This is a genomic window from Thermococcus piezophilus, from assembly GCF_001647085.1.
GTDB lineage: Archaea > Methanobacteriota_B > Thermococci > Thermococcales > Thermococcaceae > Thermococcus > Thermococcus piezophilus.
The window spans coordinates 822749-839467 of sequence record NZ_CP015520.1 but is presented as its reverse complement, the minus strand read 5'-3'; the positions used below and the strand labels follow the sequence as shown (position 1 = coordinate 839467).

At 50.4% G+C, this 16719-nt stretch carries 10 protein-coding genes and 2 pseudogenes; 11 read left to right on the top strand and 1 reads right to left on the bottom strand.

The window, feature by feature from the left end; genetic code table 11:
* Positions 1 to 11 precede the first annotated feature (11 nt).
* A pseudogene (gene tgtA, locus A7C91_RS04515) lies at positions 12 to 1744 on the bottom strand (tRNA guanosine(15) transglycosylase TgtA).
* Positions 1745 to 2228: 484 nt separating this feature from the next.
* On the opposite strand from tgtA, the gene pstS reads away from it, so the two are divergent.
* From pstS to A7C91_RS11660, 11 genes and pseudogenes are all read left to right on the top strand, one after another.
* A complete protein-coding gene (gene pstS, locus A7C91_RS04510; RefSeq protein WP_068665292.1) occupies positions 2229 to 3359 on the top strand; it encodes a phosphate ABC transporter substrate-binding protein PstS in 1131 nt (376 codons plus the stop codon).
* Between the two features lie 32 nt (positions 3360 to 3391).
* Positions 3392 to 4312 (top strand): phosphate ABC transporter permease subunit PstC, encoded by a 921-nt coding sequence (gene pstC / locus A7C91_RS04505; RefSeq protein ID WP_068665290.1) that lies wholly within the window; start codon positions 3392 to 3394, stop codon positions 4310 to 4312.
* Entirely contained in the window at positions 4299 to 5129 is an 831-nt protein-coding gene (gene pstA / locus A7C91_RS04500) for a phosphate ABC transporter permease PstA (protein ID WP_068665288.1), read from the top strand. The genes pstC and pstA overlap by 14 nt, the downstream gene beginning before the upstream one ends.
* Positions 5126 to 5890, top strand: a complete 765-nt coding sequence (locus A7C91_RS04495; RefSeq protein WP_068665286.1) for a phosphate ABC transporter ATP-binding protein — start codon at positions 5126 to 5128, stop codon at positions 5888 to 5890. The genes pstA and A7C91_RS04495 overlap by 4 nt, the downstream gene beginning before the upstream one ends.
* A 12-nt stretch (positions 5891 to 5902) precedes the next feature.
* Positions 5903 to 6493: a phosphate signaling complex PhoU family protein gene (locus A7C91_RS04490; protein WP_068667397.1), complete on the top strand. Its 591-nt coding sequence runs from the start codon at positions 5903 to 5905 to the stop codon at positions 6491 to 6493.
* 40 nt (positions 6494 to 6533) lie between these two features.
* Positions 6534 to 6632 (top strand): annotated as a pseudogene (locus A7C91_RS12515) (IS6 family transposase); the annotation flags it as partial.
* A gap of 67 nt (positions 6633 to 6699) precedes the next feature.
* Positions 6700 to 9774 (top strand): DUF1156 domain-containing protein, encoded by a 3075-nt coding sequence (locus A7C91_RS04485; protein ID WP_068665284.1) that lies wholly within the window; start codon positions 6700 to 6702, stop codon positions 9772 to 9774.
* Complete coding sequence (locus A7C91_RS04480; protein WP_068665282.1) at positions 9771 to 13157, top strand: ATP-binding protein; 3387 nt, start codon at positions 9771 to 9773, stop codon at positions 13155 to 13157. The genes A7C91_RS04485 and A7C91_RS04480 overlap by 4 nt, the downstream gene beginning before the upstream one ends.
* Entirely contained in the window at positions 13151 to 13687 is a 537-nt protein-coding gene (locus A7C91_RS04475; RefSeq protein ID WP_234394469.1) for a hypothetical protein, read from the top strand. The genes A7C91_RS04480 and A7C91_RS04475 overlap by 7 nt, the downstream gene beginning before the upstream one ends.
* Positions 13678 to 15291 (top strand): DEAD/DEAH box helicase, encoded by a 1614-nt coding sequence (locus A7C91_RS11665; RefSeq protein WP_234394468.1) that lies wholly within the window; start codon positions 13678 to 13680, stop codon positions 15289 to 15291. Before A7C91_RS04475 ends, A7C91_RS11665 begins: the two co-directional genes overlap by 10 nt.
* The gene (locus tag A7C91_RS11660) at positions 15288 to 16682 is read left to right on the top strand and encodes a protein NO VEIN domain-containing protein (protein ID WP_234394467.1); all 1395 of its coding nucleotides are present in this window, start codon (positions 15288 to 15290) and stop codon (positions 16680 to 16682) included. The genes A7C91_RS11665 and A7C91_RS11660 overlap by 4 nt, the downstream gene beginning before the upstream one ends.
* The last annotated feature ends 37 nt before the right edge of the window (positions 16683 to 16719 follow it).

Here is a 16719-nt window from a genome sequence, read left to right as displayed (position 1 = left end):
GCGGAAATAATCTATTCAACCCCTCTCCTCACCTTCACAGCCAACCCCTGCTGGAATATCTTAAGTTCTTTTCCGTTGAGAAGAGTCTGTCCCGTGGCCAAAAGCTCATCGTTTTTACTGACAATCAGAACCTCGTCATAGGGCCTTATATCCTCGTCAGCATCAATCACAAACTTTGCAAAGACAGTCTTTCCTTTCCTCGCGAAAGGCTCTGCCTCTTCACTGACAACCACCCTAATACGGGGATACGGCAGAATCCGATGAAGCCGCTTCGCCCCCTCAATTCCAAGCGTTAGCAGTCCGTCCTCGGCCCTGAATGTTGCCAGATGCTTGCCTTTGGCTTTAATCTGTCTTGGCATCCCCGTCTTCCTTGACAGCTCGACGAAAGCGTCTTTGAAAGCTTCACCAGCTCCTTCGCCAAATTGGTATTCTGCCACGGCCTGAACGTAGAGCCTTGCCCGGTTTTTCTTTGGCTTCTCAATTGTGAAGTCCTCTTCTCCCTCACTCTGGGCAAAGGGATAGCTTAAACTCAAATACTTTGGAATTTCACCAAAGAGTGGATGGCTTATGATTTCGGGGAACTTCTGCCTAACCCTCTCAGCCCTCTGCTTGGCTCTCCAAACCGTAGGTGTTCCCATTATTTCTTCGCTCACCTTAAAGAAAGCCGAACGTTTTGTTATCGGCTCATTTTCTTCAAGGTAATCTCTGTATTCGAGCAGCCCCTTGTATGCAGAGAAAAGCTTTGGATGAGACCTTGAGCACTCATCAACTAATCTCCAGAGTTCCCCTTCCTTTATTGCTTGCTTTACCCTGTTTAACTCTTCTCCAATCACCCAGAGATTGTGAAATGCAAGCAGCTTGGCTCTTTCCTCCTTTGGCATTTCTTTAAGCTCCCGGGGAGTGTAACGGGAACAGACGGGGCATGAGCACGGGAAGTATTCGAGCTCACTCAAATGCTTAGTCCCTTCTGGGGTCAGGTAGCGGTCATCTTTTGCATATAGGGCGTAGCTTGCCGAATCAAACAGGTCAATTCCCATGGCAACGGCCAAAGCAAATATCATCGGATGACCTGCACCGAAGAGATGGACGGGCCTGTCAGGTCTTAAGCCGAGCTTTGAGGCAATGACAACGTCAACCAATTCCCTGTAACGGTAAGACTCCATCAAAGGAACAACAGCCCCGATTGGGTGAATCTCAAATTCCATTTCGCTGAGCTTTTTGGCAGCATAAGTCCTTAAGTCGAGATATGTTGAACCTTGAACCGTTGCATTCATCGCTATCTCCTTTATCTCCTCGGCCTCTTTCGCGCGCTCGAGGGTTATCCTTAAGTCTTCTTCAGCTTTTTCCCTTGGAGCGTCCGGAACCGTGGGATGTCAAGAAAAGTTCCAATATCCACGCCGATTTTATGCTGGAACTCAATGATTTCCCTGTTTGTGATTTCAATCCCCCCATAGCGTATGAGCTGGAAGGATCCAGAATCGACCTCGATTATTCCATCATAGTCCAGAAGCCTGTGAATTCCCATTTCAAGAGCTTTTTGCCTCAATTCTTTATCCCTGTAAATGATGTATGAGTTTGTGATTATTATGTTGAATCCCATCTCCTTCAGTTCTTTTGGGGTTACTATGAGTTGCTTTGGATTGACGACGGGCATTATGGCTGGAGTTTCAATTTTCTTTCCACTGACCTCAAGCTTTCCAATTCTGCCAGCGGCATCCCTCTCCTTTATCTCAAATCTGAACATTTTTCAGCACCAAAAAAGGAGATAGAAGGGAGGGTTTAAAAGGTATTCCACAGCCTCCTCTTAGGTGTCCTTTCCCTTAGGGCTCTTCCTCAATGGTCGCTCGACCCTTTGGGTTTAAAAAGTTAACGGTGAAACCCCAAAAAATTTGATAAATAGCAAAGTTAATAAACAAGAAACTAAAGGCGCAAAAACTTGACCTCGGATTTTTACCTCCTTATGCATTGGTGTTTTACGGTGTTCAAGGAGAAAAGGAACTTTCTCAAAATTACTCCCTTCGGATCGGGGCATGATCAAGATACGTTCCAGATTGACCACGACAGACCACTGGATTGGACACATCAACCATGCTGGATATGATTACAGCCAGCTCAACCATTAGCCTACAACAATTATATATAGTTATATATAGTATATACATATATCCATATTCTATTTCGGCAATGTTTATATATTTGGCATTGCCATGATACACCGGTGACCCCCTGTGAAGCGTAGAACCAACATTTTGGCTGCAACCCTGCTGCTGTTTCTGGTTGTTGTTAGCGGATGCGTTGGGAAAAGTGAAACAGGTGTGGGTAAAAGCACCTCCACTCCAGCTGAAACCGTGATAACCATCAGAACAACCGGAGCGACTTTTCCACAGTATCAGGTTCAGAAGTGGATTGAGACATATATGCAACTTCATCCAGATGTCAAAATTGAATACGAGGGTGGTGGGAGCGGTCACGGACAGGAGGCCTTCCTGAAGGGCCTGACTGATATAGGCAGAACGGATCCACCGGTTAAAGAGTCAACGTGGAAGATGTTCCTTGAAACCGGTGATCAGCCCTTCCAGTTTCCGGAGATTGTTGGTGCAGTTGTTGTGGTCTTCAACGTTCCCGGTGTTGAGGAGCTAAAGCTTGACGGGGATACCCTCGCCAAGATATTCATGGGTGAGATTGAGTACTGGGACGATGAGGCGATAAAGAAGCTCAACCCCAACGTTAACTTGCCCCACGAGAAGATTACGGTTATCCACAGAAGTGACTCAAGCGGAACGACAGCCATATTCACAACATACCTAACCCTTGTGAGTAAGGAGTTTGCGGAAAAGGTCGGGGCTGGAAAGCTTGTTGACTGGCCTGTGGATAAGATGGGGAGGGGCATCGGTGCAAAGGGTAATCCTGGCGTTGTCCAGGCATTGAAGGGCACAAAGTACAGCATAGCCTACACCGAGCTTTCCTTCGCCATAGAACAGAACCTCCACGTTGTTGCCCTCAAAAACAGCGCTGGAAAGTTTGTGAAGCCAACTTCCGAAACCATAAGGGCTGCCGTTGCTGCCGTTAAGACATACATCCCGGAGCCAACTGAGGGATACAAGGAGAACTTGAAACAGTTGCTCAATGCTCCAGGTGAGAATTCATACCCGATAGTGGCCTTTACACATCTTCTCGTCTGGCAGAACAAAGACGGCAAGCACTACAGTCCTGAGAAGGCTAAGGCAATAAAAGACTTCCTGAGATGGGTTCTAACGGAGGGACAGAAACCCGAAAATCTGGCCCCGGGTTACGTTGGGCTACCAAAAGAAGTTGCCGAGATCGGTCTCAAGGCCGTTGAGATGATACAGGAAGGCTGAACTTTTTTTCTTTTAAATGGTGGTGAGATGACATGGGAAGGGTCGACACCTTCAAGCTCATAACTTATCCCGTCGTGGCTTTCATCTTTTTGCTCTTCTTCGGAATGGTTTTCGTGTACTTCGTGAATTCCATCCCCGCGCTGGAGAGATACGGTGTGGATTTATATTTAAGAAACATCTGGAAAGCCGCGGAGGAACCCTCGAAAGAGGTTTACGGCATAGCCGCGGCAATATGGGGAAGTGTTTACACCTCATTAATAGCGATTTTAATAGCGTTCCCTTTGGCACTTGCATACTCGATATTTGTCGTTGACTACGTCCCCAGAAAGCTCAAGAGCGTTTTGATAATACTATCCGATATAATGGCCGGTCTACCGACAATAATCTATGGAATATGGGGAGCTTTCTTCCTCGTTCCATTTCTCAGGAACTGGATTATGGAACCTCTGTATGAGCATTTTTCGTTCATCCCGCTCTTCTCATATCCTCCCGTGGGAGGTTACAGTTACCTTTCGGCCGGAGTGCTGCTTGGAATCATGGTAACCCCATTTGCCACCTCGATAATACGTGAGGCCTACTCCATGATACCCTTCACCTACAGGGAAGCCGTATACAGCCTTGGAGCGACGAGATATGAGGCAACGAAGATCCTCGTGGGATACATAAAGCCCGCCATAATCTCGGGTCTTATCCTTGCTTTCGGCAGGGCCATAGGCGAAACGGTCGCGGTCAGTCTGGTGATAGGGAACACTTTCAATCTCTCCCCGAAGCTCTTCGCTCCCGGATATACCATCTCGTCCCTCGTAGCCAATCAATTCGGCAATGCTTTCATCTACAGGTATATGACCTCCGTTCTCTTTGCAGCTGGTCTGGCCCTCTTCATCATCGGTATAGTTGTCGACATGCTCGGTAAGAGGAGTCTGAAGAGGTGGGAGAAAAATGTTAGGATTTAGCAGAAAAACGAAGGATAGAGCATTCATACTCCTCATCGGATTGCTCACGTTCCTCATGGTGTTTCCGCTCTTTCACATCATTTTCACTGTTTTTATAAAAGGCTCCTCCGTCCTGATGGAGCGGGGTGTGAAATTCCTGATTGAGACGAGGTCTGAAGGGGGAATCGGACCTGCAATAGCGGGTACTCTTCTGCTCGTGGCACTGTCCAGCATAATCGGTATTCCTCTTGCATTCCTCGTGGGGATATTTATCAGCGAATATCCCGAGAGCAAAATAGGACAGTGGACCAAGACCCTCCTTCAGACGATGATGGAGTTTCCAACAATACTCATCGGTGTCTTCGTGATGCAGATCCTCGTGGTTCCCATGGGACACTACTCCGCCATAGCCGGTGCAATGGCACTGGTAATTGTAATGGCGCCCTATATAGCCGTCTACACAGCCGAGGCTTTAAGGGAAATCCCGTTCACCTACAAGGAAGCGGCGTACTCCATCGGATTGACGAGGTTTAGTGTGTGCTTTCGGGTTCTCGTTCCGATGGCGAAAAAAGGTATCCTAACGGGAGTTCTCATCTCAATAGCGAGAATCGCAGGTGAGACTGCTCCGTTATTGTTCACGATAGGTGGGCTTTATGAAAGCTATCCCTCCTCGGTCTCCCAGCCAGTGGGGGCTATTTCTCCCCTTATCTACCAGCTCATCCAGAGTCCAAGTCCACAGGATCATGCGATGGCTTGGGGAGCTTCGCTCATTCTTCTGCTAATATTCCTCATGATTTTCATCCCCGTAAGGTTAAGCATTAAGGAGGTGAGACTGTGAGGGATGTTGCAATCGAGACCAGAAATCTTCACGTCCATTATGGTAACAACCACGTGATAAAGGGAATAAACCTTAAGATACCGCCCAAGGTGGTGTTTGCCCTAATGGGGCCGAGCGGATGCGGAAAGAGCACGCTGTTAAGAACGTTCAACAGACTTATTGAGTTAAATCCCAATGCAAGGGTTGAAGGGAGCGTTAAGATTCTTGGAAAAGAAGTTTATTCCCCGGAAACCGATCCCGTAGAGCTGAGAAAAGAGATAGGGATGGTTTTTCAGTATCCAAATCCCTTTCCCCACCTCACGATCTTCGAGAACGTGGCCAGTGGGGTTAAGCTCAACAAGCTCGTCTCCTCGAAGGACGAGCTGAAGGAGAGGGTTGAATGGGCCCTAAAAAAAGCCGCCCTCTGGGACGAGGTTAAAGATAGGTTAAAGGATTATCCGGGAGGGATTTCAGGAGGACAGAGGCAGAGGCTTGTAATAGCAAGGGCCCTTGCCATGAGGCCCAAGATACTTCTCATGGACGAGCCCACGGCAAACATAGATCCTGTCGGTGTTCAAAAAATTGAAGAACTGCTCTTTGAGCTGAAAGGGGAATACACGATAGTTCTGGTGACCCATTCGCCGGCTCAGGCTGCGCGTGTAAGCGATTACGTGGCCTTTCTTTACCTTGGGGAGATTGTGGAGGTTGGCCCCACGAGGAAGGTTTTTGAGAATCCGGAGCATGAGCTGACCGAGAAATATGTAACCGGAGCTTTTGGCTGAGGGGGTGTAATGATGAGAAAGCTTCTTGATATTGGAATTGAGCAGATGAAGAAGATGATTGGTGAGATGGCCGATGGTTCGCTTGAAGCACTGGGGTCCGCGAGGAAGAGCCTTGAGGGGGAGTTCAACTCAACTGGGGAGATAGCGAGCAAGCTGCACATACTCCGGCTGGGGATACTTGATCTTGTGACCGAGCTCCTTATCCGATACTCGCCCGTGGCAGGAGACTTGCGCTATATTCAGAGTGCCATAGACGTTTCATACGATCTCTACAGAATATCACGCTATGCGATGGAGATTGAGAGGACGGTAAAGATAGTTATGGCACCTGTAGAGATATCCCTTGAGGCGTTTCCTTTAACAGAGGAGGCTGTGAAGATTTCGGTTGAAGCGTTCAGCGAGCTAGACGAAACACTAGTGGGAAGGCTCATTGAGATAGATAGGCAGATTGACAGGTATTACCTTGACTCCCTGATGGCCCTTCGGGACAATCCCAAGAAAGCCGTTGATGCCCTTATAATGCGTCACCTTGAGAGGATATGCGACCATGCAAATGAGATTGGTGCAAGGGTTGTTTACATTAGGGAAGGAAAGAGGTGGTGAATTTTTAACTTTTCAGAGAGGGGTTAAGGAAATTAGCCTTGCCTTCTGGCATAATTTTGTTAGGGTTCATTCCCGGTTTGGTTGTTCGCCTGATGATGTGGCTGAATGGTTTCAGGAGGTGATTCCACAGTTATCCTGACAGTATGTCGCCTGCAATCAAAAGGTATTTATTATGGGCCGTATTAAATTACCCGGGTGTGAATAACATGGAGAGAAGATTTATCGAGAGCCCGGAGTTTCCAATCTGGGAGATCAATAAGAAAAGTGCCAAAGAGAAGGGCCCTGCAAGGCCGCCGTACTGGGAGATGGTATTTTACTGGACGAGAAAGCCCCTCATCGGGGCGAGGGCAGTTATCGCCGGAGCGCTTCTTCCTGAGAACATCGACCCCGAAAGGTTCAAAACGCTCATCGGCCTGAACGAAAACACCCCGCACCGCTCCAATCCGAAGGTTCCGGTAGAGTGGGAGCGCTACTTTAGGGGCAAAAAGCTCCTCGACCCCTTCGCTGGTTTTGGCTCAATACCGCTCGAAGGCCTCCGTCTCGGGCTTGACGTTACCGCTGTGGAGCTTCTCCCAACCACTTACGTCTTCCTCAAGGCAGTTCTCGATTACCCAAAGAAGTTTGGGAAGGTTCTTGTTAAAGACGTCGAGCGCTGGGGCAACTGGATTACCGAGCAGCTCAAGAGCGATCCAGAAATCAGGGAGCTTTACGATGAGGACGTTGCCGTTTACATCGGAACTTGGGAGGTGAAATGCCCCCACTGCGGGAGGTGGACTCCGGCCATCGGGAACTACTGGCTTGCCCGCGTAAAGGATAACAAGGGGTACAAGAGATTGGCCTACATGGTGCCAGAGCGGGACGGCGATGAAGTGAGGATAAGGGTGATTGACCTCAACGAGGTCTTTGGGGATGTTTCAAAGGCGAGCGTTGATACAAAGAGTGGAGAGATAACCTTCGAGGGCGAGGCTTACGTGAGGAAGGTGGAGAAGGCGGTGAAGGAGGGGAAGCTGAAGGAGAGGGACTTCAGGATTGATGAGAGGAGGGTCATCTTCAGGGTTCCGAGGGCCAACATCGAGGCAAGGAAGAGCCAGCTCACCTGTCTGGCGTGCGGCAACATCATAAAGTACGCCGATGAAGGGGGCAGGCACTACACCGAGAGGGTCAGGGGCAACAACGAGTTCTACGTGAAGTTCGCTTTAAGGAGATACCACGAGGGCGACGAGCGCTTTGCAAGGCAGAGGTTGCTTGTTAAGGTTAAGGTTGATAAAGAGCTTGTTTTCGAGCCGTGCAGCGATGAGGATAATTTAAAGCTTGAGAGGGCTAAGGAGAAGGTTAAGGAGCTGATTGAGGAAGGGGATGCTGATGTTCCAAGTGAGGAGTTGCCACCATATGGCAATATGGGTGGTGGTGGGCATTTCCTTCCCCTAAATTATGGTATGAACAAATGGTACAAGCTATTCAACCCCCGCCAGCTCCTCACCCTCGTCAAGCTGGTTAAGCTGATAAGAGAGGTCGGAAAGAGGGTTGAGAAAGAGAAGTTAGCTGAAGGCTGGGAAAAAGAGAAGGCCTTCGAGTATGCTGAGGCTGTTGTCACCTATCTGGCGATTGCTTTAGTAAGATATGTGGATTATAATACTTTATGCACAGTGTGGAACTACGGTGGGCAGCTTCCTGCTCAAGTAGCACATACGATTTCGATGCGTGGAATTGCTATGATGTGGAATTGGGGAGACGTGTCACCTTATGCATATATGAGTGGTACTGGTTCTTGGAGGCGGGGAATTGAACATACCCTGCCCAAAGCTCTTGAATACCTCACCTCCGCCCTTGCTCCCTCAAACCAAAAAACGCTCACCAAAGAGCGGTCAAACACCGTGAGGGTCCTTCAGGCTGATGCCACCTCTTTGAACCTGCCTGAAAAGTTCGACGTCATCGTTACCGACCCGCCCTACGCTGATGACGTCCCCTACACAGAGCTTTCCGACTTCTACTACGTCTGGCTGAAAAGGGCCTTAAGCGACTCCGACGGGAGAAAACTTGTTCCAAGGTTCCACAGAAATGCCTTCTTCAAGAAGATTGGGCCAAAGTGGGTCGAGGTAAAGACCCAGTGGCAAGAGTTTGCGAAGAAGGAGGTCTCGGAAAAAGCCGGGAGATTCTATGACAGGGATAACCCATATAATGAAGCCCAACAGCACTTCGAGAACCTCTTTGCCCAGGCCTTCGTTGCCATGCGCGAACACCTAAAGGACGATGGAATAATCGTGACTTACTACGCCCACACCGACCCGGAGAGCTGGGCGAACCTCATCGAGGCAGGCTGGAGGAGGGCCAAGCTCCAGATAACGAGGGCGATTCCCCTAAACACGGAGTCCTCTCAGAGCATCGTGTCCCGCGGAAAAATGAGCCTCGACACCTCAATCGTTGCAGTCTGGAGGAAGCCCGCTGGAGATAGAAGGCCCGTCCAGATCTCTGCACTTAGAGAGAAGCTGGAGGAGAAGGCGAGGAAATCCGCTAGGGAGTTTATTAGGCATGGCTACAGGAGCCTCGACCTGCTCTATGCGGTTATGGCTTCTGTGCTTGAGGAAGTTACTGGCTACGGTGAGGTGCTCTCCCCAAAGGGTAGCCTCTCCACGAAGGAAGTCCTCGAAGAGGTTTACAGGGCAACGATAAAGGGCATCATCGAGGCCATAGCAGAGGTGGAGGAAGGAAAGGCGGTAACTTCTGGCGAGGCCCTCTTCTACACTGCCTACAAGGTGCTCTTCGGGAACGGGACGCTGAAGCCGAACGACATAATACTCCTCAACCTAGCGACCCTGACCGAGCCAGGCAGTCTGGTAAAGGCAGGTGTTCTCAAAGCGATGGAAAGGAAGAAGGAGTTCACCCTTTACACGCCAGACCTTCTCGGTAAAAAGGCCCTCGATGCCAGGGAGCTCCAGAAGTTCCTTTACGGGAAGGGTCTCAATCCCCTCGACCCGGAGCCGAGGAACGCGGTTGATGTTCTCCAGCTCCTTGAGTATTACACTTTACTTGGAAAATCCCGCCTTGAAGAGGTCATCGAAAGGCTCAGGAGGAAGTGGAGCGCTGAAGTTGAGGAGGCCCTCACGATTGCAAGGCTCGTGAGCGAGTATTACACCGCCGTTTACGGCCAGTTGCTGGCCCCGCTTGGAGGGAAGATAAGGGCCGATGAGCGCGCTATTGAGAAGGAACTCGAAAAGGACGGCCACTTTGAGGTTCTCCTCATGAGGAGGCTCGTCAGATACGTTAGGGGTGAGGGACTGTGAGGCTCGGTTCCTTTGATGTCTGGGACGATGTTATGGACGAAGCCCTCGACAAGCAGGTCGCACCGGAGCTCGGAGACGTCGTGAGCGGCAACGCTCCCGAGATATACACCGACTCGAGGGAGTTCTTCAGGAGGACTTACTTCACAGACTCGATGCTCGAAATCATCGGCAGGCTCGTCGAGACCCTTGAAGGCGGAGAAAGACACAATATCTTCCTCATTTACTCCCTTTTCGGCGGTGGTAAGACGCACACCCTCCTCACCCTTTACCATGCGTTCAGGAATCCCGATGCGATGCTCGATCCCGAGGTTCTTGCCGGCCATGACCCGGAGAAAAGGGAAAAAATCAAAAGCCTGGCGGAGAGGATAAAGGCCCTTGGCGGTGTTAAGATCATCCCGGTTTACGGCAAGGGCAGGCTCGGCCAGCCGAGCAAGCCCCTTGAGGTCGGTCCTTACAGGGTGAGGACGGTCTGGGGTTACATAGCCCACGCCCTCGGAAGGTACTACATCGTCGAGAGGGACGACGAGAACGCCACTGTGCCTGAAATTGACACTCTGAGGGAGCTCTTCAGGGGAGAGAGGGTAATCCTCCTCGTTGATGAGATCGTGGATTACTTTGACAACCTTTACAACTCTGGCAGTAAGGACGACCGGCGGTATGCCAAAAACGTGGACAACTTCTTTGACAGGCTTTCCACGGCCCTGCTCGGCTCTGGAAGCGCGATGGTCATGACGCTCCCGATGGAAAAGAAGGAGGGCATGTTTGAGGTCGAGAAGGAGTACAACAGGGAGGTTGTCATGGCCATCTGGGGCGCCGTCAGCAGGGTCGGCGGTTCCGAGCTTTACTCCCCGCTGAGGACTTCCGGAGCGGGCAACGAGCTCGTTGAAGTCCTCAAGAAGAGGATTTTCAAAGGGATTGACGACGGGGAGAGGGTCAAGACACTGACCAGGATGCGCTCTGAGCTGGGCAACACCGACGTCTTCGGCCATGCTCACAACCTTGAGGACGAGCTCCGCAGGACTTACCCGTTCCACCCGGAGTACGTTGAGGTTTTGAGGACGATAATCGAGAGGACCGGACTGCAGAGAACGAGGGACATGCTCAGGATTACGAGGATTGTTGTGAGGGAGCTGGTTCGGAAATACGACGAGACGGGCTTTGCCCCATCGATGATAATGCCCCACCACATTGACCTCAAACACGAGAAGCTGAGGGGTATGCTCTTTGGCAAGAGCGAGACCTTTATGGATTACGCCACCATCGTTGATACCGACATTGAGGGGGACAAGTTCAGGGACTTCACCAAGCCGGGGCTTGCGGAGATAATTCTCAAGTACGTCTTCCTGAAGACGTATCCCTTTGACTCGCCCGTTCCCCTGCCGGGTTTCCCAACCGCTGAATCAATCGCGAGGGGCATTTACGAACCGAATGAGTTTGACGCCAACGGGTGGCTCCCAACGGATATTAGAGATGCCGTTGAGGAGATAACGGCGAGCGTCCGCTTTGTGTATCTCAACAAGAAGGACAAAGTTCTCTGGTTCTGGCGCGTGGCCAACGTGGCCCAGATGGTGGACAGCAAGGCCAAGGAACTTCTCGAAATGAGGCCCGGCGAGGTGTGGAACGAGCTCGTCAAGTACGTGAACAAGATGGTTAAGGAGAGGAAGAGCCTCACCTCAACGAGGGGACGGGGGGTGAAGATTGAGGATCATGTGACGTTCTTTAGGGAGCGGTACATTATCGTGGCTAAGGATCCCCAGGAGTTCCATGACACGCCGGATTACAAGCTTCAGGTGCTTGTGAGGGAGGACGTTGATGAGAGAACTTTGAGGAAGCTGATTTATGCTTATGGAACCGGCACGAGGACTTACAGGAACACGGTCATTGTCTGTTATCCGGTCGAAGGAAGTTTCAAGCACCTGCTTGAGACGACGGCGAGGATAATGGCGTGCGATGAAGTGATCAGGGACATTGAGGTTAGATACGGCAGGTTCGGTGAGGAAGTCGTCAGGATTCAGATGAACATGGTGAAGGACATTAGGGTTAAGGCCCTCGAAGACCTTGAGACGCAGATCGTGAACTCTTTTAGACAGGTGGCTTACCCGAAGGACGACGAGGTTCGCATTATCAATGCCTCGGCCAGCTCAAAGTCGGTCGTTGAGAACGTTTACTCTACCCTGCTAAGCGAGGGCAAAATTGTGGATGAGTTTGACTTTGACTGGCTCGTGAAGACTCTTAGGGACATCGGTGTGGAAATCCTGAGGCCCGAGGGGTACAGGATCTCGGAGCTCATCGCCGTAATAAGGATGAACACGCGCCTGCCGATGATTGAGGATAAGCACATCAGCGAGGCCATAAAGAACGCCGTTCTCGACTTAAAGATTGGCCTTGAGCGCGATGGAGAAGTGTTCTTCAAGAAAGTTTACAAAGAGGTTCCAAGCTCCGAGGAGGAGGGTAACCCGCCCAGTGCCGTTAAGCCAAGGGACCTAATCCTGCCGAGGGAAGAGGCTTTGCACAGACAGGTCTGCGGTCTGCTGAAGAAGGAGAAGGATTTAATCGTGCCCAAGGAGGACGGGAATTACAGGGTGAAGACGTGGTACGAGGTCTATTCACCATCATCGGAGGTTGGAATTCCCCTGAGGAGCCTTGTGACTGGAGAAGAGGAGTGCAGGGTGAAGGAAGACTACATTGACCTGGTTCTCTGGGGCCACATTGTTGAGATGCGTGAAGAAACCCCAATAACGGAGGGCGAGTTCGAGATTGAAATCGAAATGCCCCAGGTGAAGGAGAAGCCAGGGAAACCTGTTGAGCTGAAGGTAACGGTCACACCGCTTGGAAGAGACTCCTTCATGGTGGAGCTCTCGGTGAACCATGGAGAGCTCGACTCTTACGAGGTTAAGCTTGAAGATGGAAAGCCAGTGGAGGTTACATGGACCATAATCATGCCAGAGACGAAGACAACCGCAACGATTGAAGGACGGAGCCCCAAGAGAACGCGTTACAGGGACGTAATTTTAATCCCTGACCTGGGCAGGGAAATCGTTGAAACTGATACCCTTAAAGAGGAGCACAAGGGTATGTTCCTGACTTCAATCCTCAACATTGAGGACGTTGAGACCCTCGACCTTATCCCTGAGAATATCAATGGCATTGTAAGCGGGAGCCTGAGGATTGACAGCCCCTTGTGGGAGAGCCGATTTGAGGGCGTGAAGAGGGAGGTGCTGGCATATCTTGTGAGGGAGATGGAAGAACTCCTTGAAGACAGGGCCGATCTTGACGTAAACCTCACTCTCTCGAAGGAAGTGGTGATTGATGACCTTCTCTTTGAGAAGCTCAGGCCCCTCAACGGAAAGGTTCGGTTCAGGCTCAGGAAGGAGGAATGCTAATGGAGGGCAGCGTCGAGTATCAAGTGAGCCTCAGGTACATTAGGAAGGCCTTCCTCCCCGTAACGCGGGATCAGAAGCTTGCCGAGTTTATGCCGGTCTTTAACGTCATGGGTACAGGGGAGCAGAAAAAAGTCCCGGGAAAGGTCGAAGCGAGGGCGAGGGTGTACCTCCCCGAATTTCTCAATTTTGCCAGGAAGTTGGGGTTTAAGGTCGAAGCGAACGAGAGTCTCCTGAAGTGGCTGAACCTTCCCCCGTCAAGGAGAGAAAGGCTTGAGTACAGCGGAAGCAGGAGGATAATCCTGAGGGCCAATGACGATTATGCCTACCTCCGCCTGATGGTCTATGGTGTCGTTATGGCAGTTCTTAAGACACCGGCAGAGTGGGGCCAGCTTGAGGATTACGTTCTCTCGATGGAGCCGATACAGCTTCGATTCTGGGCTTCAAAATTCAAAAACACTTACTGGAAGTATAAGAACCGGAGGAAGCTTGATTATCTTGCAAGACGCTTCCTGGAGGTGGAATGGGTTTGAGTGAAGACATCAGGGAGGCCATCCTGAGAGACGTTCTCCTCCACAGTCCTGCACTGTTTTACACCGCCCTAACCGCTCCTGGAAGGAGGGGGATAACCCCTTTTAAGCACCAGTTCCAGCCCCTTTATCATGCAATGATTTCCCGACCGGTGAGGATACTTATCGCTGATGAGATTGGGCTTGGGAAAACGGTGCAGGCGCTGGCCATTGCCCGTTACCTTCAGCTGAGGGGCGAGGCCGAGAGAATCCTTGTCCTCGTTCCCAAGATTCTCCGGGAGCAGTGGAAGCAGGAGATAAGAAGGGTTGGGGGTCTTCCAACCGTAATCGAGAACGGTCGTGAGGTTGAGGGCAAGCTGAGAAACACGTATGGATACACGGTCGTCTCAATTGACCTCGCAAAGAGATCTCCCCATCGCGAGAGGTTTCTCGGTGTTAAGTGGGATCTGATAATCGTTGATGAGGTCCACAACGTTACCCTTGGCACCCAGAGGTATGAATTCCTCAGAAAGCTTGTTGGGAAGGGTGGACGGGATCTCAATCTAATATTCCTCTCCGCGACGCCTCACAGGGGCGACCCCAAGGATTATCTCGCAAGGATTGCCCTCCTTGACCCAACTCTTACCGACCAGTATCAAAAACTCGACAAGCCAAGTTTTTACAAAAGAACTCGGGACACGCTCGTTATGAGGAGAACCAAAAAGGTCGTTAATGAGCTTGAGGGCAGAGAGGTCTTCAAGAAGTGTTATTTTGGGGCAGTTGTCGTTGAGATAAGCGATGCGGAGAGGGCTTTTTTCAATGAGCTCGATAAAGTGCTTTTTGAAATGATAAAGAATGCCGGAAAGAACTCTCCCGAGGCCCTGCTAGCTGTCCTTGTGCGCAAGAGGGCATCATCGAGTTACGAGGCTGCGGTGAGGACAATCAGCAAAATCGCCGAAAGTGCGAATTCCAATGAGCGTGGAAAGGCGGAAAGGGTGGACAAGTACATTAAAAGTCTCTTTGGCCTTGGTTATGATGAGATTGAGCTGGAAGACTTCAACGAGCTTGACGATGCCGTTGAAAAAATAATCGAGGAATACTCCCCCCTGCTCGACAGGAAACAGGTGGAGTCTTTCAGGGGACTTCTTGAGCTGGCAGGGCAAATCAAAGACCAGGACAGCAAGCTTCAAATGGTGGCGGAGATTGCCACGTATCACATCAAGCAAGGGGAGAAGGTGATAATCTTCACGGAGTTCAAGGACACATTAAATTACATAAAGCGGAAGCTTCCCAAGATTCTGGCCGACGAGTATGGGGTTAAGCTGGAGAGCCATGAGATTTCCCTCCTTTATGGAGGAATGTCAAGCGGGGAAGTGGAGGAACAGATATCCCGGTTTGAGAAATATGGGAAGCTTTTGATATCCACGGATGTTGCCTCCGAGGGTTTGAACCTTCAGATTGCCAGCGTTATCATAAATTACGAGGCTCCCTGGAGCCCGATAAAGCTTGAGCAGAGGGTTGGAAGAATATGGAGGCTCAGCCAGCCGAGAGAGACGACCGCTTACACCCTGTTTCTGGCCGCTGAGACTGCCTGTACGTTCTGGAGAACCTTTACCAGAAGATTATGAACATAACTGAAGCCATTGGAAGTGGCCCGCGCCTTGGCAAACCTGTTTTCGGAAAACAAATGTTCTCTGGGGATTTTGAAGCACTGTGGAAGGAGGGAGGAGCCGAAGGAGGTGCCAAGGGAGAGCAACCTTCCGAGTACGACCTTGTATTTGCGTCAATAAAGAGGGAACTGACAGGCTACGCGGGGGCCATAATACACACCCTAAAGAGTCTTCGACAGAACATTGAAAAAATGGTTCCCTCCGACACAACAAAGCAGGTTCAGGAGGAGCTTGAACACATACTCACTCCGAGAGACTTTGACAGTGACGTGATCTCCGAAGTGCTGGGGGCTTATCTCACTGAAGTCCTTGGGAAGAGGAACATCCCGGAGATTTCCCCAATTCTTCATGGTGTCACTAAGGAAGGCCCCTCAAATCTGAGGCCAATGTGGATTGGTGTTAAGGGTAGGGATGGCGTTGAATACCTTTATTTTGTAAGGTTAGTTGACGAGAAAGATGGCCGGGAGTTCCATCGTTATCCTGTTCTCGTAAGGAGGAATGGTGGAAAGCTTGAGTTTCTTTATGGCGTTGACCTGTTGGAGCATCTTATTGAGGTGTTCTCGCAGGAGTTCGTTGTTATTGGCCGGCCCGAACCCACGATGGAGGGGCATTTGGTATCCTCCCAGCTCAGGACACTGGCGAGAGACAATTTTTACAGACCGAGGACAAAGTACAGAAATTATGAAATGGCGTTCTCAAGGGATAAACTGAAGAAGGGGCGCCTCTTCAGGAACACGAAAATTGAAACAACTGAAGTATTGAGGATCGAGGGCATCAGCGAGGAGAGGTTCAACATACTGAAGTACATTCCCGAAGGGATTCTCGACATTTATGGGCTCTCAGAAAAGGACGTAGAACCACCAACTGATGAGTACAAACATATTACTGAAAGAAATTTCGTGCCCCTGGATGATATTCTGAAGAGCGAACGGAAGGCTATGGAGATCGTCATGGAGCTTGAGCGGAAGAGGCTGGAGAGAAAGTATGGTCCCAATGGAGGATGGAAAGTCGAGGATGTCTCGTTGAGAGAGCACTATGACATTAAGGTTAGTGAGCCTGGACGGGAGAAGTACATTGAGGTCAAGGGTCACAAGCCACTCCTGCTTACTGCAGAGGTCACGCCCGCGGAGTATAAATTCGCGACTGACTCCAAAAACGTGGATAAGTACTGGATTTATATCGTCGCAAACCTCGGAAAGAAAAAACCTGTCATACTGAAGATTTTCAGGCCTTTTGGTCCCAGCAGAAAGGTGTATGCGGTTCTCGAAGACGGGAAGGAAATTGACGTTACGGACAAGATGCAGGTTTACGTCAAAGACAAGACGCGGAAAGTCCTCAGCGTAAAATAATTTCTTTTTATCCCCTCTTACTGCCGTTTCATGGGGG